The organism is Desulfovibrionales bacterium, from assembly GCA_028715605.1.
Lineage (GTDB): Bacteria > Desulfobacterota > QYQD01 > QYQD01 > QYQD01 > QYQD01.
The window spans coordinates 1-21,874 of sequence record JAQURM010000018.1 but is presented as its reverse complement, the minus strand read 5'-3'; the positions used below and the strand labels follow the sequence as shown (position 1 = coordinate 21,874).

The 21,874-nt window shown below is 49.6% G+C and carries 26 protein-coding genes; 5 read left to right on the top strand and 21 right to left on the bottom strand.

What is annotated here, in order from left to right:
* Positions 1-57: 57 nt before the first annotated feature.
* Positions 58-1,782, bottom strand: a complete 1,725-nt coding sequence (gene recJ / locus PHT49_11675) for a single-stranded-DNA-specific exonuclease RecJ (protein ID MDD5452544.1) — start codon at positions 1,780-1,782, stop codon at positions 58-60.
* A gap of 173 nt (positions 1,783-1,955) precedes the next feature.
* Here recJ and murJ point away from each other — a divergent pair, with 173 nt between their 5' ends.
* Positions 1,956-3,629, top strand: a complete 1,674-nt coding sequence (gene murJ, locus PHT49_11670) for a murein biosynthesis integral membrane protein MurJ (protein ID MDD5452543.1) — start codon at positions 1,956-1,958, stop codon at positions 3,627-3,629.
* 489 nt (positions 3,630-4,118) lie between these two features.
* Positions 4,119-4,430, top strand: coding sequence for a hypothetical protein (locus PHT49_11665; protein MDD5452542.1), 312 nt, complete (start codon positions 4,119-4,121; stop codon positions 4,428-4,430).
* A gap of 29 nt (positions 4,431-4,459) precedes the next feature.
* On the opposite strand, the gene PHT49_11660 is transcribed toward PHT49_11665, so the two are convergent.
* The 4 genes from PHT49_11660 to PHT49_11645 all read right to left on the bottom strand — a co-directional run bounded on the left by PHT49_11660 (position 4,460) and on the right by PHT49_11645 (position 7,403).
* Complete coding sequence (locus tag PHT49_11660) at positions 4,460-5,662, bottom strand: SufD family Fe-S cluster assembly protein (protein ID MDD5452541.1); 1,203 nt, start codon at positions 5,660-5,662, stop codon at positions 4,460-4,462.
* On the bottom strand, positions 5,650-6,372 hold the full coding sequence (locus tag PHT49_11655; GenBank protein MDD5452540.1) for an ABC transporter ATP-binding protein: 723 nt from the start codon (positions 6,370-6,372) through the stop codon (positions 5,650-5,652). The genes PHT49_11660 and PHT49_11655 overlap by 13 nt, the downstream gene beginning before the upstream one ends.
* Positions 6,365-6,790, bottom strand: a complete 426-nt coding sequence (locus PHT49_11650) for a PaaI family thioesterase (GenBank protein ID MDD5452539.1) — start codon at positions 6,788-6,790, stop codon at positions 6,365-6,367. The genes PHT49_11655 and PHT49_11650 overlap by 8 nt, the downstream gene beginning before the upstream one ends.
* Before the next feature lie 352 nt (positions 6,791-7,142).
* Positions 7,143-7,403, bottom strand: a complete 261-nt coding sequence (locus PHT49_11645) for a hypothetical protein (GenBank protein ID MDD5452538.1) — start codon at positions 7,401-7,403, stop codon at positions 7,143-7,145.
* Between the two features lie 114 nt (positions 7,404-7,517).
* Here PHT49_11645 and PHT49_11640 point away from each other — a divergent pair, with 114 nt between their 5' ends.
* Both PHT49_11640 and flgM read left to right on the top strand, forming a co-directional pair.
* On the top strand, positions 7,518-7,940 hold the full coding sequence (locus PHT49_11640) for a hypothetical protein (GenBank protein ID MDD5452537.1): 423 nt from the start codon (positions 7,518-7,520) through the stop codon (positions 7,938-7,940).
* Between the two features lie 13 nt (positions 7,941-7,953).
* The gene (gene flgM / locus PHT49_11635; protein MDD5452536.1) at positions 7,954-8,268 is read left to right on the top strand and encodes a flagellar biosynthesis anti-sigma factor FlgM; all 315 of its coding nucleotides are present in this window, start codon (positions 7,954-7,956) and stop codon (positions 8,266-8,268) included.
* Between the two features lie 337 nt (positions 8,269-8,605).
* On the opposite strand, the gene PHT49_11630 is transcribed toward flgM, so the two are convergent.
* From PHT49_11630 to PHT49_11555, 16 genes are all read right to left on the bottom strand, one after another.
* On the bottom strand, positions 8,606-9,091 hold the full coding sequence (locus tag PHT49_11630) for a flagellar assembly protein FliW (GenBank protein ID MDD5452535.1): 486 nt from the start codon (positions 9,089-9,091) through the stop codon (positions 8,606-8,608).
* Positions 9,081-9,335: a carbon storage regulator CsrA gene (csrA, locus tag PHT49_11625; protein ID MDD5452534.1), complete on the bottom strand. Its 255-nt coding sequence runs from the start codon at positions 9,333-9,335 to the stop codon at positions 9,081-9,083. Before csrA ends, PHT49_11630 begins: the two co-directional genes overlap by 11 nt.
* 28 nt (positions 9,336-9,363) lie before the next feature.
* Entirely contained in the window at positions 9,364-10,263 is a 900-nt protein-coding gene (flgL, locus tag PHT49_11620) for a flagellar hook-associated protein FlgL (protein ID MDD5452533.1), read from the bottom strand.
* A 12-nt stretch (positions 10,264-10,275) separates the two neighbouring features.
* On the bottom strand, positions 10,276-12,009 hold the full coding sequence (flgK, locus tag PHT49_11615; protein ID MDD5452532.1) for a flagellar hook-associated protein FlgK: 1,734 nt from the start codon (positions 12,007-12,009) through the stop codon (positions 10,276-10,278).
* Between the two features lie 4 nt (positions 12,010-12,013).
* Positions 12,014-12,535, bottom strand: coding sequence for a flagellar protein FlgN (locus PHT49_11610; protein ID MDD5452531.1), 522 nt, complete (start codon positions 12,533-12,535; stop codon positions 12,014-12,016).
* Positions 12,516-12,917, bottom strand: coding sequence for a rod-binding protein (locus PHT49_11605; GenBank protein MDD5452530.1), 402 nt, complete (start codon positions 12,915-12,917; stop codon positions 12,516-12,518). The genes PHT49_11610 and PHT49_11605 overlap by 20 nt, the downstream gene beginning before the upstream one ends.
* A 31-nt stretch (positions 12,918-12,948) precedes the next feature.
* Positions 12,949-14,064: a flagellar basal body P-ring protein FlgI gene (locus PHT49_11600; protein MDD5452529.1), complete on the bottom strand. Its 1,116-nt coding sequence runs from the start codon at positions 14,062-14,064 to the stop codon at positions 12,949-12,951.
* A 69-nt stretch (positions 14,065-14,133) separates the two neighbouring features.
* Complete coding sequence (locus tag PHT49_11595; protein ID MDD5452528.1) at positions 14,134-14,829, bottom strand: flagellar basal body L-ring protein FlgH; 696 nt, start codon at positions 14,827-14,829, stop codon at positions 14,134-14,136.
* A gap of 19 nt (positions 14,830-14,848) precedes the next feature.
* A complete protein-coding gene (gene flgA, locus PHT49_11590; protein MDD5452527.1) occupies positions 14,849-15,595 on the bottom strand; it encodes a flagellar basal body P-ring formation chaperone FlgA in 747 nt (248 codons plus the stop codon).
* Positions 15,596-15,659: 64 nt separating this feature from the next.
* Positions 15,660-16,442 (bottom strand): flagellar basal-body rod protein FlgG, encoded by a 783-nt coding sequence (gene flgG / locus PHT49_11585; GenBank protein ID MDD5452526.1) that lies wholly within the window; start codon positions 16,440-16,442, stop codon positions 15,660-15,662.
* A gap of 70 nt (positions 16,443-16,512) precedes the next feature.
* The gene (gene flgF, locus PHT49_11580) at positions 16,513-17,259 is read right to left on the bottom strand and encodes a flagellar basal-body rod protein FlgF (GenBank protein ID MDD5452525.1); all 747 of its coding nucleotides are present in this window, start codon (positions 17,257-17,259) and stop codon (positions 16,513-16,515) included.
* A gap of 170 nt (positions 17,260-17,429) precedes the next feature.
* Positions 17,430-17,729, bottom strand: a complete 300-nt coding sequence (locus tag PHT49_11575) for an EscU/YscU/HrcU family type III secretion system export apparatus switch protein (GenBank protein MDD5452524.1) — start codon at positions 17,727-17,729, stop codon at positions 17,430-17,432.
* A gap of 199 nt (positions 17,730-17,928) precedes the next feature.
* Complete coding sequence (locus PHT49_11570; GenBank protein MDD5452523.1) at positions 17,929-18,648, bottom strand: lytic transglycosylase domain-containing protein; 720 nt, start codon at positions 18,646-18,648, stop codon at positions 17,929-17,931.
* A 36-nt stretch (positions 18,649-18,684) separates the two neighbouring features.
* On the bottom strand, positions 18,685-19,008 hold the full coding sequence (locus tag PHT49_11565) for a divalent-cation tolerance protein CutA (protein MDD5452522.1): 324 nt from the start codon (positions 19,006-19,008) through the stop codon (positions 18,685-18,687).
* Complete coding sequence (locus PHT49_11560; GenBank protein ID MDD5452521.1) at positions 19,005-19,520, bottom strand: YeeE/YedE thiosulfate transporter family protein; 516 nt, start codon at positions 19,518-19,520, stop codon at positions 19,005-19,007. The genes PHT49_11565 and PHT49_11560 overlap by 4 nt, the downstream gene beginning before the upstream one ends.
* 3 nt (positions 19,521-19,523) lie before the next feature.
* Positions 19,524-20,024, bottom strand: coding sequence for a YeeE/YedE thiosulfate transporter family protein (locus tag PHT49_11555; GenBank protein ID MDD5452520.1), 501 nt, complete (start codon positions 20,022-20,024; stop codon positions 19,524-19,526).
* Between the two features lie 267 nt (positions 20,025-20,291).
* Between PHT49_11555 and PHT49_11550 the strand changes: the two genes are divergently transcribed.
* Complete coding sequence (locus PHT49_11550; protein MDD5452519.1) at positions 20,292-21,485, top strand: Swt1 family HEPN domain-containing protein; 1,194 nt, start codon at positions 20,292-20,294, stop codon at positions 21,483-21,485.
* The last annotated feature ends 389 nt before the right edge of the window (positions 21,486-21,874 follow it).

The following is a 21,874-nucleotide window of genomic DNA, read 5'->3' as shown; positions in this document are numbered from 1 at the left end:
GATACAAAATGACAAATTTCTAATTTCGAAATCTTTATATCTCTGTGCGCTCTGTGGCTAAGTCCCTATCACCTTTAGATCCACTACCCGTAATTGCAAGGATTCCCGGCCCTGATAGGTATTGGTATCCAGGGCAAAGGCCATGGCCGCCTCCAGAAATTCCGCATCAGGCAGAGGGGCCATATTAAAGCCCATAGCCTCCCATACCCGCCCGTCCTGGTGCACTCTTAATTTTACGTGCTTTTCTCCGATTAACCGCTGCTCTATGATCTTAATGGGTGAGGTGCCCAAAAGAGGATTCGGGTTCCCCATCCCAAAAGGCGGCAGTAGGTAGAAATCATTGAGAAAGGATTTTTCACGTAAAATTGACAACTGAACGCTGCCTTCCAGCCATAGTCTGGGAACGAGGTCCTCGATGGTTACTTTATCAGACACCGCAGTCTGAAAAACCTCCTTGAACAAAGGCAGATTTTCCTCGCGCAGCGATAATCCGGCGGCTTCCTTATGACCGCCAAAATCCTCCAACAGCTCACGACACATGGCCAGCAATGCATAAAGGTCAAGATCTGCGGCGCTCCGGCCCGATCCCCTGGCCTTTCCGTCTTCCAGAGAAAAGAGTATGGCGGGCCGGGCATATTTCGCCGCCAGGCGTGAAGCTACGATACCGAGCACCCCTCTATGCCAGTGCGGCGAGGCATAGACCAGGGCCTTTTCCGTCTGCAATACCTCCGCCGTAATATAGCCGGTAAGTTCCGTGAGCATATCTTCTTCCGCGGCCTGACGCCTGCGGTTAGCCTGGTCTAAAGCGGAGGCTATCAGTTCAGCCCGGACGCCGTCTTCAGTCACGAGTAAAGCGAAGGCCTCATCGGCGGAGCCCATCCTGCCCGCGGCATTTAGCCGTGGAGCAAGCCGAAAACCTATATCGTAGGATGAGGCCTTCGCAGTATTGACCAAACTGACCGCCTTTAGAGCGGCAACCCCGGGCCGTCTTGCCCTGTCAATGATCTTCAATCCCTCTTTGACCAGTATCCTGTTTACACCCCGTAAAGGCACCATATCGGCTATGGTCCCGATAGCTACCAGATCCAGATATTCTTTGAGATTGGGACGCTCCCGGTCCGACCATGCGCCGGCCGTAACGTCATGAAACAGGACCCGCCTCAAGGCCATAATCAGGTTAAAGGCCACCCCCACACCGGCGAGCTCTTTATCCGGATAGTTACATCCTGGCTGCTTCGGATTGACCGCGGCCAGGGCCGGAGGAAGCACATCCGGCACACAGTGGTGATCGGTAATAATGACCTCTATACCCTGCCCATTGGCGTAGGCAACGGCTTCATGGTTGGAGATGCCGCAATCCACGGTGACAAGCAGGTCCGGTTTATCATCCAGAAAACGCCTTAGTATCTCCGTCTTGAGACCATAACCGTCACGGATTCGGTCTGGTATGTAATGAGAGACAGTGGCGCCCATTCTCTTTAGAAAAAGCCACAAGACAGCAGTGGCCGTGACCCCGTCCGCATCATAATCTCCATAGATCAATATCTTTTCACGGCGGCGCACTGCATCGGCCAGGCGGTGCGCCGCCTTATCCATATCCTTGAGCAGGAAGGGTGAGGGAAGGTTTTTAAGGGAAGGATGCAGGAAGCTGTGCGCCCCGGCTGTATCCTTTATGCCGCGATTACAGAGAAAAAGCGCTATCAGGGGATGCAGATTTGTCTCTCTCTGCAACTTTTCCAGCGCCAATAAATCCGGATCGTTTTTATGCCACTCCCTTTCCAAAACATCCCCCGGAATGCCCTGTTTTTTGACTCCAGCACTATAACAAAGCCTGACCCTGAGTCAAGAAAACTTTAGGCCCTTCATTTTTACTTGATTGACGGCCATTACTCCCGTAGAATGGCTCAAATAAAATTTGCGAGTGGTTTAAAGAAATAAGGGTACGTTAGATCTCCATGTCAAAGGAAAATCCGAAATCAGAAATCCGTCATGCCAAAGGCAGATTCGCCGAGGCGAACAAATCCGCCCGGGCGGAAAATCCAAAATCGAAAGAGACAGACACGGCCCAGATAGCCCGTTCGGCCGGATCGGTCAGCGTGGCGGTCTTTGCCAGCCGCATCCTGGGCCTTATACGGGAACAGGTCCTGGCGGGCCTTTTCGGGGCCGGTTATTTCATCGATGCCTATGTCGTGGCCTTCCGCATCCCCAACCTTCTGCGCGATCTCTTTGCCGAAGGCGCATTAAGCTCGGCCTTTGTTACCGTCTTTACCGACTATGACCAGAAAAAAGGCCCTAAGGAGACCTGGAGGCTGGCCAACAACGTCCTGACCGCCCTTTTTGTTATCGTGGGCGCTTTGACCTTAATCGGTATATTTTTTGCCGGGGACATCATAATGCTGATGGCCCCTGATTTTTCCAGGATACCGGGGAAAATTGCCTTGACCAGGGACATGACCGTCATTATGTTCCCGTTCTTTATTCTGGTCTCGCTTGCTGCGGCGGTGATGGGCATGCTTAACACCAAGGGGTATTTTTTTATCCCGGCCATGTCCTCTGCCTTTTTTAACCTGGGATCCATTGTCAGCGGCGTTATCCTGGCCTTTGTTTTTCCCCGTTTCGGTCAGCCTGCTATCGTGGGCATGGCCGTAGGCACACTTATAGGAGGCTTCCTGCAGCTCGCCATACAACTGCCGTCCCTCCACAAGGTGGGTTTTCACCTGAGCCCCCTGCTTTCTTTCCGGGACGAAGGCCTGAGCCGGGTAATCAAGCTGATGATCCCGGCTATTATCGGACTTTCCGCCACCCAGATTAATATCTTTATAAATACCTACTTTGCGGCCAGTTGTGAGCAAGGGAGTGTCTCTTGGCTTAATTACGCCTTCCGCCTGATGCAGTTTCCGATTGGAGTCTTTGGGGTGGCTATTTCCATTGCCACGCTGCCGGTTGTTTCACGCCATGCCTCCAATAAAGACTTAACCCAGCTTAAAGGCGCTTATCTTGCTGCTCTGGTCATGGCCTTTGCCCTGACCATACCGGCATCCTGCGGGCTGGTAATACTCGCCAAGCCGATTATAAAGTTAATCTTCGAGCACGGGCGTTTCACCGGTTATGATACCCTGCACACGGCGGAGGCATTATCTTTTTACGCTATCGGTCTTTTTGCCTATGCCGCAGTAAAGATCGTTGTCCCGGTCTTCTACGCTTTAAACGATACAAAGTACCCGGTTATAGCGAGTTTTATGGCCGTAGTGGTCAATATCCTGGTGATTACTATGACTATAGACAGCTTTCAGCACAAGGCCATCGCCTTCTCCACATCAATCACCATGATTTTGAACTTTGTATTTCTAAGCCTTATCCTGTATCGAAAGGTGGAAGGCTATGACCTGGGCTATCTTTTTAAGTCTCTGGCCAAGGTGCTTATGGCCTCGGCGGCTATGGGCCTGATCGTATATTATGTACACGGGTGGCTTGAAGGCATCTGGGGACATGGCCTCCATGCAGAGCTTTTCTCCCTTTCGATTACTATAGCCTTTGCCGGGTTTTCATATTTCTTTTTACTTTATGCCTTGAGATTAAAGGAATGGCGGGTTTTGGCCGAAAAATTTGTTAAGCGGTCTAGAATGTGACCCGGCCGGAATGTATTCAGGGAGAGGATTTGTTCGCTGAGATGAAAAATCTATCAGATTTTACTTGCATAAGACCCGGATTTTTTATAATGACTTATACACAAGAGGACAATATATGGAGATTGTGATCGAATACTGCGGCAGATGAAATTTTCTCCCCAGGGCCGTCAGGCTGGCGGATAAGATCAAAAAGGCCTTTAATACAGAACCTGTCCTCATAAAGGGCGATGGGGGCGTCTTTGATGTACGGGTTGACGGCGAGATTCTATTTTCGAGAAAGGCCCAGGGGTTTTTCCCTGAACCGGATGAGGTAGTAAATAAAATCGGCGAGATTCTGCGTGGTAAAAAGTAACTATCCAGGTTCAAGGTTCCAAGGTTCATGGTTCAAGATTAGAGAGCGCTGAAGATTGATAGGAGAAGCGCGAAGTAGCCAACAGTGAACCGTGAACCTGACAACCTGAGTAATTACGGTTTTTTTAAGGAGCAATAATGCTGACAGTAGGACCTAATACCCATGTAGTTATAAAATATACGGTGCGCTTTGAGGAAAATGCAAACCCGGAGGAAAAACTTAACGTTTACCGGGCCAAGTTACTGATCGGATATGACCGCATTATCCCGGCCATAGAAGAGAAGCTGTTGGGGACTAAAGAGGGGGAGAGCTTTGAAATCGTAATCCCTAAAGGCCAGTATCTCGGCGCCGACCATCCGATTTACGCCCGCATTTCAGTAGAGGAAGTACGTCCTGCCACTTCGGAGGATATCGCCGTGCGCACTGAAAAAAGTTGTAGCAGCGGTTGAAGCATCTGAAATGAACCGCCGGAGGCGGTTCAGATCAAAGCCTTTTCGCTTTCTTTAACAGCGGCCTCTATCTCAGCCTGCAATTCCGCGGGCAACCCGTCTATCTGCACGTTCAGGAATCCCCGGACAATGGTGGAAGTAGCCTCTTCTTCGCTTAGCCCTCTGGCCATGAGATACTCAATCTCTTCCTGAGCGATCTTTCCTACTGCCGCTTCGTGCGACATATCGACGCCGGAGGCCTGACCCTCCAGTTCAGGTATGGCCCGGATAATCCCTTTTTCAGAGAGTATCAGTCCCTTGCATTCCAAATGCGCCTTTATGCCGGGTACTTCACCCACCAGAAGGCCACGCGCAATAATTTTTCCGCCAGTGGATATAGCCCGCGAGATAATCTCGGCCCTTGCTTCGGGCGCCTTTAACGTGACCTTGGCCCCGATATCAAGTTCGCTGCCCGGCGGCGCTACCAGTATGGAATTAAAACGGGCTACGGCCCCCCGGCCGGCCAGAGTGGCCGAGGGATAGGTCTGCAGGGACCTGACCGGCCTGAGCGAAACGTAATTAGAAATAAAGACGCCGTCTTCTTCGATGATAACGCCGGAGCGGGGGCGTACATAGACGTCTTCGCCCCAGTTATGGATCATGGTGAAGGTGAGCTTGGCCCCTTTTTTGATGTAAAATTCAGATACGCCGATATGCAGACCGGAGACCAGATGAGGAGAGGTGGCGCAACCGGTGATGATATGCAGCTCGGAGCCTTCTTCGGCTATGATGATGTTGTGCAGATGCTGGGCGAATTTTTCTTTGCGGATATAGAGACAGGCCTGTACCGGATAAATGACCTTTTCTCCGGGAAGGGCGCGGATAAAGTACCCGTTGTCCAGGTCAAGTTCCGAGGCTGCCGTATATTTGTCTGTATCGACACTTACGGCCTGCCAGCAGTAATCTTTGATTTTTTCAGGGTCCTGGATGGCCTCTTTAATAGGCAACACCTCCAGTCCCTTATAAGTTGACTGACAGTGGACAACAGAACAATCCGATTGAAAAAACGCGCCTGAATGTCCTTGGTTACTCAAGTCGAGACCGGTCTGATGCAGTCTTTTTTGCTCTTCCGGGTCAAGATCAGCATAAGAAACAGGCTCGGCCTGCCTGACAAATTTTTCCAGTTCTATGTCTTCCCCATAAGCGGCTTTTTTCTTCAGGGCCTTTTTTGCCTTCTCTTCTATCTTCTGCATCTTGCGCATTCCTCATAACCACATTTTTGTATTTCTTCAAACATCTCCCTGGGGTTGCCCTGACAATGAATCTTGCCATCAAGGAGTATATGCCCCTTGTCCGCCTCCAGGTAATTCAGAATAAAACCGGTATGAGAGATGATAAGGCCGGATTTCTGCCGGTGTCGCTTGAGTTTTTTCTGTAGAAGTTCCTTGATCATCTGGCCGATGACATTTAAATTTTCGACATCCACACCGGACTCCGGCTCGTCTAAGAGGACGAGATCCGGATCCTGGGTCAGGAGTTGCAGCAGCTCGCTCTTTTTGATCTCGCCGCCGGAAAAACCCCGGTTCACCTCGCGGTCCAGAAAATCGGCAAAATTGTATTGTGTGGCCAATACCTCACCCCGGCCGCTGCCGTTGCCACAAACGGCCAACATATCCCGCAGACGCACACCATGTAAGGTAGGCGGCCTCTGGAAAGAGATGCCTATGCCTAGCTTGGCCCGTTCATGGGGGGAAAAGGCGGTGACGTCCTGCCTTTTAAAAATTATAGCGCCGTTTATAATCTTGTACCGGGAAAAACCCATAAGAGTCAAAAGGAGCGTCGTCTTACCGGAACCATTCTTACCGAATAAGATGTGAGTTTCTCCCTGCTCAATTTTGAGGTTTACACCCTTAAGGATTGGCCGGCCTTCGACCTCAACCCATAAATCCTTTAATTCAAGCATAACCCTTCTCCTTATTTTTGCGCGAAAGCAGGATAAAATAACTCTCGCCGCTGGCTATGAGGCGCCGGTCTTTTTCAGTAGTTATCTCCGCCGACGCTATAGCCGCCCGGCTCCTTTTTCCCTTTATCCAACCCTTGGCTATAATGGTCTCACCCGGGGCGAGGGGAGATTTGAAGTCCACCTTAAGGCTTGTGGTTACTCCGGGCCCGATATAGTAGTATACGGCGTGGGCCATAATTTCGTCAAGGATGGTTGAGATTATCCCCCCATGTATAACATTCGCCCAGCCTTCATGCACTCTTTGCAAGGTGAGTGTGCTTACCGCTCCGCCTCCCGTGTAGTCAACGACTATCTTAAGGCCGATAGGATTTTCCGGTCCACAGGCAAAACAGTATCGGTCATCGCGTAGCTCTTTCACTGCGAGGAGTTATATACACAAATTAGGCGAAAAAAACAAGCGGCCCCGGTCAGGGACAGCAAGAAAGAAAAGCTTTCAGACAAAGGTGGACTTTCCTCGCATTTTTATGGAAGCCATTGTTCCTGAGCGAAACTTGCTGGAGCAGTGGGGCACCCTTCGAGGGCGAGCAGGAAGGGGAAAGCCAGCCCCTTAGAGGCTGGAAGGGGTAAGCATTCCCCATCTGCGAGCCCCGAAAGGGTCGCTGCGGAAGCCGTGAAGCGAAAGAACTAAGAATTCCGTTTCTAGAATGCAAAATTTGAATAAAAATCAACGTGTTGACATAATCTGCTGAGATTTTTTGGGGAAAGTCCTGTCAGGCGAATAGATTGACTTTGTCTACTTGTGATCCTTGTTCGGCCAATTCAACCTGTCGCTGATAGGCCTTAATAAAGTATGCCGAAACCAGGGAATAATTCCTGCGATTAAAATCAACACCGGGAGCAGGCGTGCTTTTATTCTCTGAATTAGCGGCAGGTGGGATATATCCCCTTGGGGAGGGATTTAAATTCACCGGCAGGACCGGCGCCCCTACATAAGAACGTAGTGAAATGGGTAGCGATTGATTATCAGCCATCTTCAATCCTATTTATAACTTATATCACAAGATCAAAGGAATGGCAACTGCCCTGATATCCTTTTAAAGTTATTAAAGGAACTGCCGATAAGAGGATTGAAAGGTGAGCTATACATGACTATAACCAACTACCATATTCAAAATGTAATAAGGGCCTACGGCCAGCAAATTAGTCGTACCCACAATCCGAATAAGGTCCAGCGAACTGAGGAACAGGAACAGTTGGACCGTATCTCTATATCTGCAGAAGCCAAGAAACGGCAGGTCATTAAAGACATAGCGTCTGAAGTGATTGACAAGCTTACCCATAAGCAGAATTGGAGTGGGTTTGAACGTGAAATCCTGAACAAGTTGAGCCAGGAATACGGCCGACCATTGGATATCCAGAAAGAGGAAACCGGATCAAATATTATTTTTAAAGTAATTGACGAGAAAGACCGAGAAGTAGTAAAATGCCTTAGTTTTGAAGATTCCGAATACCTGCAAAAAAGGCTTTTCGAACTTACTGAACTAGTGGTGCAAGAAAACATAGCTTGAGGGAGAACCTGAGATGAAGATAACAGACATTAACGCCAAAGAAAATGTAGCTCAATACGTACAAAATAACCAGGCTGCGCAGGAAACCAGGCAAGTTGAAAGAGAAAAGCAACCTGCCGCTGAACAGTCCCAGGCTACGGATAAAGTGGAACTCTCCGCGGCATCCCGTGATATCCAAAAAGTACAAGAAGTGCTGAAAAATACCCCGGATGTTCGTGCCGAAAAGGTACAAGAGCTGAAATCAAAGATCGAAAGCGGCCAGTACAGGGTCGATGCCCGGGAAATTGCCAACAAGATGATCTCAAGCCTGATCCAGGACCTTGCATAGGTAGCCCCTCCTCCTCCCCGTTAAAAGCCGGAGATTTTTCTCCGGCTTTTAATTTTGTATCATCCAGCATTATAAAAAATCGTAACACGTTAGGTGTTTAAAACAGTCCTATACTCAGAAAAGGCTATTAATCTGGAACTCACGAACTCATGAAAGAACAGAGCAACCAGAAGTCGAACTGCTGAAAATCAATTTGTCAAAAATACTTTCCTGATTTTCTGAGTTCCTGATTCAAACGTCTTCCTGAATTCTTTCAAGCCCTCTCCTTCCTGATTTGATATGTTTCTTTGCACTTTTTATCATGCATTTTCAAAAGGCTAAATTGTTACAAAAAATCTTATTTCTTCTGCGGCAGGATCGGGGTCTTGGTGCTGTAATGTTCCGGGTCCAGTACAATCTGTTTGGCCAGTCTCCTGGCAGAATTGATAACGATCGGCCCCATCAGATTAACGGTCATGTCTTGAGGCCGGTCCTTAGGTATGGTCACGATAGCCAGCAATTCCAGCTCTTCGACTTTTTCCGCACCGAGGCCCTCCATAAGTGCGGGGCTTACCGGGACATCATATGCCGGATTTAATATAAGGGGGTTAATAACTACAAAGGCCAGGGCAGGGTCGTCTAACGACTGATACCATAAGAAAGGTGAATTCTCCTTGTGTGGTATCAGGATGTAATCCTTACAGCCCGGAAAACCCAGGACCCCGCCGGGCATATGTATGACATTTCCCCCGGGTACTTCAAGCTCACCGAATCTTGTGGTCTTAAGTTTTATCTTTTGCTCTTCGTCAACCGATTTTAATTTCAAGTTAGTCTCAGTTTTCATTCTTACCGCCTTCTTTTTCTTCTTTCCAGACATCTGAGGCCTGACTCAGATCAAGTGGCGCTTCCCGCGCCGCATACTGATTCTCAAGTTGAATAATTCTATAGACTTCCTCACGGTGTACCGGCGCATTGGGAGGGGCTTCTATCCCTAATCTGACCTGTTTCCCCTTTACATCCACTACATAGACACGAATATCATCGCCAATAATAATGCTTTCGCCTTTTTTCCTCGTTAAGACCAGCATTCACCCTCCATGGTGAAAAAATCACCCGTTATCGTAAAAAGTCAACAAGACTGAGTTGCATAACCTTTGAGGCCGCAGTCAGGGCCGCCTGATAGGCAACCTCCTTGGTCTGTAGATTCAATATGGCCTCTGCTAAATCTGTATCTTCTATATCGGACAATCTTTCCGTGTTGCTTAATCCCAACTCGGCGTATATATATTTTTTCATATCCAATTTATTATATTTCGCTCCAAAATCGGCTACCTTCTCATTGATATAATCAGCGGCATCGCTTAAGCTGCCGAGACTGTCCTGAATCCCGCTCACGTTGTTGCCCTCCAGGGCCTCCTTTAAGTCAATAAGATAGGTAAAAAGGTTGGATGTCTCATCGTCGTCCATAAAGGCATCTTTGCCGTTTTTATTGATGGTCGCGCTGTTGTTGCGGCCTACCCGGATGTTTATGTCGTTCTCGTCGCCATTGTAGGTAACCGTACCCGCTACCGAATCATAGGTAAAGGGAGCTATATTTGTCTTCTGTCCGCTAAAGATATACTCCCCGGCTACCTGGGAATTTCCCAGGGCCACTATCTGTTCAATCAGATGCCCGACTTCTATTGCCGCTGAGGCCCGTGTAGCCTCGCTCTCCGTGGCATTAGCCATCTGAACGGCTATCTCCCGGGCCCGGGATATGATCTCATCCGTTTGCCTCAAGGCAATCTCTGCATTATCTGCCCATAATATGCCATAGGTGACGTTACGCTCATACTGTTCCGTTTCATCAATTATAGACCGTATTTCCAGGGCGCCGATCAAACTCACCGGATCATCGGAAGGTGTAGTATATTTCCTGCCGGAGGAGATGGTCTCATTTAATGTATGCATATCATCGGCTAATTTATCCAGGTTGTTGATTATCGAACCATAGATATTATTCATAGTTATACGCATGGTTGATTACTCCTATTTTGCAGAGAGAAGGGTTTGCATCATCTCATCCGAGGACTGGATTAACTTGGCCGCAGCCGAGTATGCCTGTTGGTACTGGATTAATTTGGTCATTTCCTCATCCAGAGAGACGCCGGAGACGGAATCACGCAACTGACCCAACTGAGTAACCATGTTCCGGCTAAAATCATAGCCGCTGTTATACCCGCGGGCTGTAATGCCGATTTCTCCCACCAGGGCATTATAATAGTCGTCAAGGGTTGCTGACTGCCCGCCGATGTCCACCTCCTGAATCTGCAAATCGGCCAGGGCCAGGGCATTTTCATTATCACCAAGGCTATAGTCACCTGTTGTTGAATCTATATTCCCCGCAGCAATATTATCTGTATTATCGGTGATAACCGAGTTAAGGGCTATTGACCCGGCATCATAGCCGTCAAAAAAGGTATTAATGCCCAGGGCCGCCAGAACGGAAGAGGTGTCATCTGAGAAGCCAAATCCAACTGCCGTGAGCTCTTCGCCGGTATCAACACTTATGGTCAGTTTTCCGCCACTCACCGAGGCGTCAACCCCGGAAATACCATCAATTGCAGTGGCAAGGGCATTCAATGTGGTACCCCCCACGTCCGCGTCTATCGCAATATTATTGGCTGCCCCCCCGATAACGTCGCCGTTGCTGTCATACAACCATAAATTGAAGGAGCCGTCCTGCACCACGTCGTAGAAAGGCAACCCGGAGTCAACGGTTCCTATCTCCTCAGTGCTATCGGTAGAGGCATAAGTGCCGGTCACCGTGGTAAATGGCTCCAGCCCCATACCCTGACTATGTTGGCTGTTCACCTCTCTGATAAAAGACTCGGCCAGGTTATTCACCTTGTCCAATACATCGGGGATAATCTCCTGTTTGACCGCCAACCAGCCGCCTAATTTCCCTCCCTGCACATCACCGCTGCTTATCTCCACCTCTGCCCCGGTGCTGCTGATCCAGTAAACCTGGCTGCCATTCAGTTCCAGGTCCCAGGACTTATCGGTTTCCACCAGGATATGCCCGCTATTGGACATAACGGTATAGGCGCCGCTGCCTATCTCAAAGTAATTAATATCCATAAGCTCCGCCAGTTGCTGCACCAGATAGTCACGCCTATCCCGCAAATCATTGGCTGCACCTACACCCTGGTCGGCCGCTATAATCTGCACATTGAGATCCGCGATTTGTCCGGTAAGGGAATTTATCTCTTCAACCCCCGCGTCGAGGTTAATATCCATATCCGTGCCGAGGCGCATCAGGTCGCTGTACAGACCCTGAAAGTGATCGACCAGTAGTTCGGCCCGCCCTACCAGCGTAGCCCTTTCGGCCTTACCGGAAGGGTTATTGCCCAAGTCGTGCCAGGCTGCCCAGAATTGTCCTAAAAGTTCATTAAGCCCTCCATCCGTGGTTTCGTTAAAAAGCGTTTCTACAACCGCCATGCTCGATTTCTTGGCCTCAAAGCCGGTCATAGTGGACACCTGCTGATTCACCTTCGCGGTCATGAACTTGTCATGGTACTGGATTATAGCCTGGCCCTGAACGCCTGTTCCTATCTCTCCTAACCCTATCGTGGTGGAGTTATTCGGCTCCATAACCAATTGCTGGCGGGAGTATCCCGGCGTATTTACATTGGCTACATTATGGCTGGTCACCTCGATGGCCATCTGCTGGGTAAGAAGGGCCGTCCTGGCTATGCTTAGTACGGCATTTACACCGCTCATGACCTTATACCTCTCTACTTAAGACATTGGCATTACACGAACAACGTGCATTCTTCCCCTGCGGGGTATAAAAAGGAGCGTTGCGGGGCGGCACCAGAATGGACAGGGAATCTTCTATAACCTCCAGGGTTTCCTCGATGAATCGTTTGTTGTTGCCGTTCCGCTCCCGTATGTCTCCCTTCAAGGCAGTAAGAATGGCCAGATAATTCTTAAGTATCCCGGCCTGCTTTTTATCGGCGACCTCCATCAGTGCGGTTATTGTGGCGTCTTCCACCACATAACCGTGATTTTTGAAAAGCCCGGCCGTAATATCTTTCAGGTTCTCCTCTACTACCTTTATCTTCAATATCTCTGTTTCCTTGGCCTTGCTTACCGCGCAGAGTTCTTCTACAGACAGGCTATGCAGGCACTCATGCTCTTTGTCCAGCAGCCTCAAAAGTTCCTGGTAAAAACCCACCTCTTTTTCCAGGAGTTCAAATATTCCTTTGGGAAGAAGCAAGTTACGATCATTCCTTTTGGTCGCCATCTTTGTTTACCCCACTCGTTTCTTTGTCTTTCAGGCCCCCCCGTCCGATTGAACCGGGGATTTCGTTTCTCCTGGTCTTTGCTATCGCCTCTGAAACCTGTTCATAAAGCTGTTTCCCCAGGCCAATCCCCCTATCCTCAGCCATTTTCCTGGCCACTTCCTGGTCAAACATAGAGGTATAAATATCCTCACCTGGACCCCCGTGAAAAAGGGCTGTTTTAGGAACGGCGTCACGCATCATCTTCAATAACTGATGGATAAAAAGCGACTCGAACTCGGCACACGCCGCCTTTAACTTTTCGTCCTTAGTACGCTTATCGGCCGATTGCCCTATCACCTTGATTTTGCTGCTTTCAGCAGGTATGGAGATATTATCTGCCATGATAATCTCGCTTTCAGCTTTCAGCCCATATCTAAATAATCTCTAAATCCGCCTGTAATGCCCCGGCCGCCCGCAAGGACTGCAGGATAACGATCAAATCACGCGGCGTGACTCCGATAGCATTAAGGGCCTTGATTACCTCACCAATGCTCGCCCCTTCCTCAAGGAGGAGCAATTTCTCGGCCTCTTCCTTTACGGCGACCTCCGACTCCGGAGTGACTACCGTCTCCCCTTTGGCCAGGGGAAGAGGTTGGGAGACTATCTGCCTTTCCTTGATCTGGATACTAAGATTCCCATGGGCTATGGCTACCCGGGACACCCGCACGTTCTCACCCATGACTACCGTACCGGTCTTTTCATTTAAGACCACCCTGGCGGCGATATCCGGTCTGACCTCAACCATCTCCAGTCGGGCCATAAGTTTGACTACGTCTTCGGATAAAGATTCAGGCACCGTAACCTTCACCGCATCCGCATCTATTGGTTCAGCAACAGCCATCCCCACCTCTTTGTTAATTGCTGCGCTCATTCTGGTTACAGTGGTAAAATCCGGGCGGTAGAGGCCGATCATTATCTCTTTCTGGGAGCCAAGGGCGTATGGAATTTCTCTTTCTACGGTTGCCCCGGCTGCTATCATGCCTGCGGTAGGATGATTCTTCTGGACACCGCCCCCGGCCGCGCCGCCTACGGCAAATCCGCCCACAGATACGGGTCCCTGGGCCAGGGCGTAAACATGACCATCGACTCCCTTAAGGGGCGTCAGGAGCAAGGTGCCTCCCTGGAGGCTTTTGGCGTCGCCCATTGAGGATACCAGGATATCCAGTTTGCTTCCCGCCTTGGCAAACGGCGGCAACTGGGCAGTAATCATCGCCGTGGCCACATTTTTGACCTTTACCTCTTTGGCTGAGACATGTACGCCCATACGTTCCAGCATATTCACTATAGACTGCACCGTGAACTTGGTCTGGTCGCTGTCACCGCTGCCGTTCAGGCCGACTACCAGTCCATAACCAACCAACTGATTGGTGCGCACCCCCTTGAAAAAGGCAATGTCCTTGATCCGGGCGGCTTGAGCCGAACCGGCAAGATATATAAATGAGAGTAGCGTTATAAGGGCGGCTAGAAATATCCGTTGCAGGTGGTTCATGGATGACCTCTTATGTAATTTCAAAAGCCTGTACTTCATTGAGGCTCTTAGCTTTTTGCTTTGAGCTTCCTACAGCGGCCATATATAATCCAGTATGCGCGCCAGCCAGCCCGGGCTCTGCTTTTCACTCAGGACACCCCGGCCCGTGTACGTAATGCGGGCATCGGCAACATAAGACGATATAATGGAATTATCCGCGGCAATGTCCTCGGGACGAATAACTCCGGTCAATATCATGTATTGTGTCTCGTTATTCACCCGGATCTCCCTGGACCCGCGAATGGCCAGATTCCCATTGGGTAAGACATTGGCCACCCGGCAGGAGATAGAGGCCGTTACCGTCGAATTCCGGCTGGTTGATCCTGACCCATCGAAATCACTGGCGATACCGCCTTCGATCATGCTGTCGGCACTAAATCTGCTGTTCCTGTCCTCTACGGCACCCTCAAAACCAAGCAGAGCCGATATGCCGCCCTTTACGCTGGTGCTTCGGCCGGTTTTAGTAGCGGCCTTCTTGGAGGCATTGGAGGTCTCCACGATATTGACCGTGACAATATCCCCTATGCTTCGGGCCCGGCAGTCACTAAAAATCTTTACCGGCATATTTTGGGCATAGATAGCCCCTTCCAGCCTATGCGGCTCCGGAGAAGGCATATCGGGCGCAATAGAGGACATGAGCGTTTTATCTTCAGGCATCATGCCTGCACAGCCCGCCAGAACCAGACTCAGAATAATAGTAGTCATAAACCGTCTCAAGCTATTCATAGCGCTCTCCATCCCGTACTTAAAGTTCCAACTGAACGGTAGATGCGTCTATGACCCGGGCATAGACCTCCTTCTTACTCTTGCTGTTGCGCACCCGGATCATCTCACCCTCTGCCCCCCCTTCCATGGCCTCTCCCCGGGCCCTGATTAACAGCGTCTCTGTGTCCGCTATTATTGCCACCCGATCTCCTTTTTTTATGATGGGGGCGAGTTCGAGCATGTCCCGCTTAATAATTTCTCCGGCCCGCACCGAGCTGACCAGTCTCTTGCCGACCGCCTCTCTTATATCACTTATAGCTGCATTACTGATCCGTGATATATCCCGGCGCGCCGTACACAAATCACCTTCCTGTATGACCTCGTGCCTTCGCATAGAATGATCCATACAGACCACCTCCCTATAGATATCAATATGCCCAAAGATGCGTACCTTTCTCACTTCCCGCCCGTTAACCCTGAAGACCACCCTCAAGGCCGTATCCCCCAGGTATGAGCCGTTCGGCGGTGTCACTTCAAAAGTAAATTGGCTGCCCGGCAGCGCTATTACCTCACCGACATGCACACGCGAGATAACCACATCTTCCTTGGACCAGGGCATGTGCGCATAAACAAAATCCTTGTAAATGGACTCAATGTCTCCCTGCGTAAGGGTATAGGGAGAGCGCTCCCCCCCACCTTCTCCAGATAGGGCGGGCGCGGCTTGTAACACGCCCAGCACGATAAGGAAGGAAAGGCCGATTATACCGATTGTTGTTGTTTTCCTCATAACCATTTACTACTAACTACTGCCTCCTGTATTCTGTATTCTGTATTCTATCTTATTATTTACTCTATCTCTTGAGATTATTCGCCAGTTCAAGCATCTGATCTGCGGTCTGAATAGCCTTGGAATTGACCTCGTAGGCCCGCTGGGTGATGATCATGCTGACCATCTCTTCCACGACATCCACGTTGGATACCTCCAGAAATCCCTGGGCGACGGTCCCGAACCCTTCTATCCCAGGGTTTCCCTGAATGGCCTCGCCTGAGGCCTCGGTCGGCCGCAAAAGATTTCGCCCCACGCTGAACAGGCCGGCCGGATTAGGGAAGCTGTACAAAACAACCTGCACTGAGCCCAGTTCTGTGCCATCCGCACCCGCGGCTACAAGTCGCCCGCCGGAATCGATGGAGATAGTTACCGTCCCGGTGGGCACGGCAAATTCCGGCTGCAGGCGATCACCGTCTGAGGTTACAACGTAGCCGTCCCTGTCCAGTTTAAAGGCGCCGGCCCTGGTATAAAGTTCCTCCTCATTGCTGAGGATCTTAAAGAACCCCTTGCCTTCTATGGCCCAATCCAATTCGTTCTTGGTCTGGTTATAGTCACCCTGCGTAAACAGTTTTTGCACCGCTACCGGCCGGCAGCCCATGCCGATCTGAATACCGGTGGGAACTGTTCCTCCGGTAGCGGTTGTCGCTCCGGCCATGCGCAGGGTCTGATAAAGCAGATCCTGGAAATCCGCCCTGCTCTTCTTAAACCCGGTAGTGTTGACATTCGCCAGGTTATTGGCAATGACATCCAGCTGAAGCTGCTGTGATGCCATACCGGAAGCCGCTGTCCACATGCCTCGTAGCATAAATGCTACCTCCTGTTTAGGATAAGCTGTCGGCAATCAGCCTGCCGACTGCTGCTAGATGTTCTTTCTGTTATGTCAATTTTCCGACATCATTGATCGCACGTGAGTCAATTTCATCTAATAGCTGGATTATTTTCTGATAAGACTCATAATTTCGCTGCACCTGAATCATCTGAACCATCTCTTCCATGACGTTGACATTGGACTGTTCCAGATAGCCCTGCCTGACCTGTGTCCCGTCGGCCGGGATCTCACTGGCCTGGGAATTTTTTAGCCGGTACAGTGAATTCCCCAACTTCTCCAGTACGGATGGATCGTCAAAATTAACTACAGCCAGGCTATCCACCTCGGCCATGACCCCATCCCCAGCCTGATCCATGGATATGCCCCCCACCTCGTTAATCTCAATAGTTGTCCCATCCAGGGTTATCGGCCCACCCTGTCCCATAACCGGGTAACCCTGCGCGGTAACCAGTACATTGTCGCCATTAAGGGCAAAGGTTCCGGCCCTTGTATAGAGGATCCCATCGGGGGTCTCTATCTTGAAAAAACCTGGGCCGCTCAGGGCCGCGTCCAGTGGATTGCCGGTCCGTTTAACCTCTCCCGGACCGAAATCCGTATAAATCGACTCTGTTTTAGCCGGTTTTACCTCTCCATTATAGGCAGTCAGCAGCAACTCACGGAAAGATATGCGGTCTCTTTTGAAACCGGCCGTAGCGACATTGGCCAGGTTGTTGGCCGTGAGATCCATCTTTTTTTCAAGAAGGAGGCCGCTCTCTACCGTTCCTTCCAGACCCGATTTAAAAATGACTTCCATATACCCTTCCAATATATACTTTTCGATGATTGTACCTTACTTTGTGCAATGCTTATGCCATTATCCGGCGCATTAAATAACTATTTGTTATGATTATAATTTTTAAAAACAGCCGATGCCGCTTGTATTGAAGGGAGGAATTGTCTGCCGGAGCCGTAGGCAAATTTTACCTATTGAGAATTTTCTGCCGTTCGCCCCGGCCAGCACTCGTTCATGCGATAGACAAAGGCCAGTATCTCGGCGACTAAAACGTAAACGGTTGGCGGGATCTCTTCTTCAAGGTCAAGTTTCGATAATATTTCAACCAGGTCCGGGTCTTCATGGATAGGGATATTGTTCTCTTTGGCCAGGGCTATGATCTTATCGGCAACAACTCCCTGCCCCTTGGCCGTGACCTTTGGGGCGGAGTCTTTGGCTGGCTCATACTTCAGCGAGACGGCCTTTTTGATCTTTTTCTTCCAGTTGTTCATGAGTTGCTCTTTGCGTCCGCAACCATATTGAAGCTCCCCGCAGTCCGCCTGGGCGGACGGGGAATCTCCGTATGCAAGGTAAAATACATCGTATTCGCTCGCATTCAGCCGTCAGCTTTCAGCTTTTGCTTCTACCTTCTGACTTCTGTCTCCTGTATTCTCCGTGCCTCTCCGTGGTTTCCTTGTTCTTTCCTGTCCCCTACGCGACATAGCCACGATAACGGCTTTCGACTCTGGCTATGTACTCCCGCGTCTCTTTAGGCAGGGCCTCCGGCCTTTTTTCCAGGTTACCCATCCCCCAGTTGTAGGCGGCCAGGGCCAGCTTTACATCCCCCTGGTAACGGTCCATCAACTGGCGCAGATAGCGCGTCCCGGCCATGACGTTCTGTGCCGGATCAAAGGGATCGGTTACGCCTAATTCGGCTGCGGTTGCCGGCATAAGCTGCATGAGACCCCGGGCGCCGGCCGGTGATAGGGCCTGCGGGTCGCCGTTACTTTCCACCGCAATAACAGATTTGATAAGCGCGGGTTCTACCCCGTATTTTCGGGACGCCTCGGTCACAATATGTTCAATATCCTGTCCGCCCTGTAAATTATTTGACACCCCGGCATCTAGCTCCCTTCCCTCCGGACGGTATTCCGCTCTATTGGACTGAGGGGATAGGTCGGGAAAATTCAAAGGGAAAAGTGATGAGGGAAGGCTGCCGTTTTCTTCGGATCCATTTTCAGAAAGGATGGCCTGCAAGACCCGGCTTAAGGCCTGAATAATCACTATATCCAGCGGTTGTTCCCTGGCCTGACCGGCTATAGAGGCGCGGAATATGCTGCCAAAATCAGGATGGGGTGCGGAACCGGAAGGTACTGCGGAAGCCGAAACAGGAAGGCCATTTGGAATACGCGGGTCTATTTTGCCTATCATGCCTAGGATGAATAAGCAAATTCAATGCCAGCATATCTATCCTCCCTTAATTTCATTGCCCAACCATTCCAGATAATCCTTATTGCCCTCAGCTACCGGCACGGCTAAAATCTCGGGCACTTCATACGGGTGGACCTCCCGAATAGACTTTTCAATCTCCGGATAAAGGTCTTTTCTGGTTTTAATTACACACATCCACTCTTCGGACGTCTCAATCGCCTCTTTCCAACGGTAAGTGCTGGTTATAGGCCCGATAACCTGGACGCAACCTGCCAACCTCTTCTCAACCACGGCCCGGGCGATCTTCCGGGCATCTTCCTTTTTTTCTGTAGTTGTAACCACCTGGATGTAGTCGGTCATCTCTTTACCCTCTTGTCAATATAAGCTGCGGCAACCACCAAAATACCCCCGAACAAAAGCACAATTATACCTGAAGTCACAGCGCCACCGGCATACAAGTTTATCTTTCCCAAATCCGGGCCAAGCAGGGGTTTCATCTCAGGATACAAAAATATGTAAATAAGTCCGGCCGCCAATCCACCCAATGTTCCTACCAAGGCATCTACCGCCCCTTCCCCAATCGAGACAATGAGCGTACCAGGGCAGTATCCGAGAATAGCCATACCGATCCCAAAAACGATTCCACCCAAAAGAACGCCTGTTAAATTGAATGGCTTAACGTGCAAGGAGGCAAGACCTAATTGTATTTCTGTGAACAGAAGTACACTCCCCACCCCGATAGCCGTCAGCAGCAACTTTAAGACCGTGAAGTCTTTCAGCATGGCAAACCCGCCTATTTTGTTAAAGGTATTGACCCGTGACCTCTGCAATATCCACCCAAACAACATACCGAATATGACTGCCTTAGCCATCTTTTACCTCCTATAGAAGACTTTTCCAGTGATAAGGAATGTAATGATAGCCACTGCGCCAAATACCAGGCTACTTACGGCCAATTGCATGCCACCTGAAAGGATATGACCACTTGTACAGCCATCAGCCAGCCTGGCCCCAAAGAGAAGCAAAAATCCCCCAAGAAATGCCCAGAAAACCCTTTTCGCGGCGGAACCTCCCTTCACATCCCGCCAGCGCTCAGGGATGAGCTGTATCTTGAAATCCCTTGAGATTAGAGAAGACAAAAAAGAGCCGATTAAGGCTCCACACAAAAAATACAGCTCCCATGACCCGGATCTTACGATATCTTTCATATAATCAGCATCGGTGAGCCCTGCCAAGAGACCTGAAAAGTAAGGGAAAGCTGTGGAAGCCCCGATAGGTCTGTCTGACATATTGATATTAAAAATAAGCGTGTTCAGGATTGCCAGCAGTATACCCGCCCACAGCCAGAGCAAAGGCTTGCTACCGTTTTCTCCCATAAGCGTATCCTCCCTGCTCTCCCGCCACTAAATCACGCGGGGATAGACCCATGTTAAATATTTTAGCACGTTGTTCGCCTGTAAGGTCAATACCTTTTATATCCAGTTTTTGTAAAAATCTGTCAAGATATTATATGGTTATGTTATTTTTATAATAATTTAAGCGGGATATGATATATTAGGGGACTATGGGCTTGACAAGCAACATAACTTGTTATTGCATAGAGCCCTAAAAGAACCGATGATGAACCCGCTAAGAGGTGAATTATGGAATGGAAAAAAGCGGTAGCGAAGGCAGAGGACTGGTCCAGCATAACATATGAAATCCCAAACCGATGGCTTCTTACGCATTACTACGAAGCCTTTAACGTCCTCTTTAGAGTTGAAAACTCGCTCAGAGTTTTTGTTTACACTATTCTGAAAAATGTATATTTAGACAAATGGGCCGACACCCAAATAGAAACTGTGGAGGAAGAGCGAACTACTATTGCTGCAATAGCAAAGAAGCGCATAAGACAGGCTCAGGATTTCGGCTACCTCGGCTATGAAATAAGCAGCCCTCTTATGCATCTGAACAGCGGGGAACTCGTTAGACTTATCACTTCGAACGAATACTGGAAACACTTTGCACGTTACTTTAAAGGCCGAAAAGAAATTATAAGAAACAAGCTTGACGAAATAGGAAACATCAGGAATTCTCTGGCTCATTTTCGCCCGATCAAGGAAGATGATGTTGAGATCATCAAGCAGAATGCGAAACATGTTCTTGTCGCCGTAGAAGCATCCCTTGTCGAAATGACATCAACCATTACCATCGTGCCAACGAACACAACCGATGCATGGTATGAAACAATAAGCACCATGGGGGGCAAGAGCGTTGGTGTAGCGCTGTATCAAAGCAGCTCAACGGAATGGATAAGGATTGAGATTCTCTATAGAAGCCAGCAAATAAACGTCTCTCAGTATGGAGATGACTGGCTTTCATACCAAATCCTCAACTTGAGGACACCAAACGTTATTCAATTATATCCCGGCATTTCGAAATACGTTACTTCTGTTTCTGAGGACATTCCCTATACCACAATGCCAGAAGATTTAAAGCCAAGGTTCCAAAAAAAGGTTTCATTTGTTTTTTCCAAACAAGTTTTGAATGACAATCTCACTAATATCGCAGATGCACTTCGAGAATTCTTGGGCAAAATCGCCAATGAAGAAGAACTCGTGTGCGCTGACCATTTAGCGAGAGGTGAATTAATAGAACCAGTAACAGTGTCGGCCCGATTCATTAAAGATCCTGAGCGTCCACGGTGGGATGTTCTGACATCTACTATGCAGTATCCCTTTAGAGAGGAATACCCCGTGGAATACTGGGGTGATCTGGGCATCTATTATCGCGATTTTATTGCCGCTGCCACCAAGTACCCGTGGATGCCCTCGGATATTTCGCGATTCGACATATGACAACACCGAATCGGGTAGCCGGGGGGGTTTTATCCCCCAGCCCCCACACCACCTAGCATGCGGGTCCGCACTAGGCGATTCATAAAGTTTATCGGGCCGGAGCCGGATAGTGAATAATGTTCACCCACAGTTTCTTGATCGAGACCAGCCCTTGTTCCTTCAGGCGGTCTCTCATGATTCCGCCCTTGCCTTCGGCTAGTACTTCTGCTAACGTATCACTACGTGGGCAGGGTTCACGTACAGGGCAGGGGACTTACATCCCGTGCGACACGAAGTCGCTTTAAAGAGCTGTTCCCACTTGAGTAGGGAACCATTTGTGCCACCAAATGACTCTAGGAGCCTGAATAAAGAGCGGCTCTGACAATGAAACGAAGCACGAGCTGTGCGGG

Coding starts and splice junctions, on each gene's coding strand:
- murJ (MDD5452543.1), top strand. CDS start 1,956: ATGTCAAAGGAAAATCCGAAATCAGAAATCCGTCATGCCAAAGGCAGA.
- PHT49_11665 (MDD5452542.1), top strand. CDS start 4,119: ATGCTGACAGTAGGACCTAATACCCATGTAGTTATAAAATATACGGTG.
- PHT49_11660 (MDD5452541.1), bottom strand. CDS start 5,662: ATGCAGAAGATAGAAGAGAAGGCAAAAAAGGCCCTGAAGAAAAAAGCC.
- PHT49_11655 (MDD5452540.1), bottom strand. CDS start 6,372: ATGCTTGAATTAAAGGATTTATGGGTTGAGGTCGAAGGCCGGCCAATC.
- PHT49_11645 (MDD5452538.1), bottom strand. CDS start 7,403: ATGGCTGATAATCAATCGCTACCCATTTCACTACGTTCTTATGTAGGG.
- PHT49_11640 (MDD5452537.1), top strand. CDS start 7,518: ATGACTATAACCAACTACCATATTCAAAATGTAATAAGGGCCTACGGC.
- flgM (MDD5452536.1), top strand. CDS start 7,954: ATGAAGATAACAGACATTAACGCCAAAGAAAATGTAGCTCAATACGTA.
- PHT49_11630 (MDD5452535.1), bottom strand. CDS start 9,091: ATGAAAACTGAGACTAACTTGAAATTAAAATCGGTTGACGAAGAGCAA.
- csrA (MDD5452534.1), bottom strand. CDS start 9,335: ATGCTGGTCTTAACGAGGAAAAAAGGCGAAAGCATTATTATTGGCGAT.
- flgL (MDD5452533.1), bottom strand. CDS start 10,263: ATGCGTATAACTATGAATAATATCTATGGTTCGATAATCAACAACCTG.
- flgK (MDD5452532.1), bottom strand. CDS start 12,009: ATGAGCGGTGTAAATGCCGTACTAAGCATAGCCAGGACGGCCCTTCTT.
- PHT49_11610 (MDD5452531.1), bottom strand. CDS start 12,535: ATGGCGACCAAAAGGAATGATCGTAACTTGCTTCTTCCCAAAGGAATA.
- PHT49_11605 (MDD5452530.1), bottom strand. CDS start 12,917: ATGGCAGATAATATCTCCATACCTGCTGAAAGCAGCAAAATCAAGGTG.
- PHT49_11600 (MDD5452529.1), bottom strand. CDS start 14,064: ATGAACCACCTGCAACGGATATTTCTAGCCGCCCTTATAACGCTACTC.
- PHT49_11595 (MDD5452528.1), bottom strand. CDS start 14,829: ATGAATAGCTTGAGACGGTTTATGACTACTATTATTCTGAGTCTGGTT.
- flgA (MDD5452527.1), bottom strand. CDS start 15,595: ATGAGGAAAACAACAACAATCGGTATAATCGGCCTTTCCTTCCTTATC.
- flgG (MDD5452526.1), bottom strand. CDS start 16,442: ATGCTACGAGGCATGTGGACAGCGGCTTCCGGTATGGCATCACAGCAG.
- flgF (MDD5452525.1), bottom strand. CDS start 17,259: ATGGAAGTCATTTTTAAATCGGGTCTGGAAGGAACGGTAGAGAGCGGC.
- PHT49_11575 (MDD5452524.1), bottom strand. CDS start 17,729: ATGAACAACTGGAAGAAAAAGATCAAAAAGGCCGTCTCGCTGAAGTAT.
- PHT49_11570 (MDD5452523.1), bottom strand. CDS start 18,648: ATGATAGGCAAAATAGACCCGCGTATTCCAAATGGCCTTCCTGTTTCG.
- PHT49_11565 (MDD5452522.1), bottom strand. CDS start 19,008: ATGACCGACTACATCCAGGTGGTTACAACTACAGAAAAAAAGGAAGAT.
- PHT49_11560 (MDD5452521.1), bottom strand. CDS start 19,520: ATGGCTAAGGCAGTCATATTCGGTATGTTGTTTGGGTGGATATTGCAG.
- PHT49_11555 (MDD5452520.1), bottom strand. CDS start 20,024: ATGGGAGAAAACGGTAGCAAGCCTTTGCTCTGGCTGTGGGCGGGTATA.
- PHT49_11550 (MDD5452519.1), top strand. CDS start 20,292: ATGGAATGGAAAAAAGCGGTAGCGAAGGCAGAGGACTGGTCCAGCATA.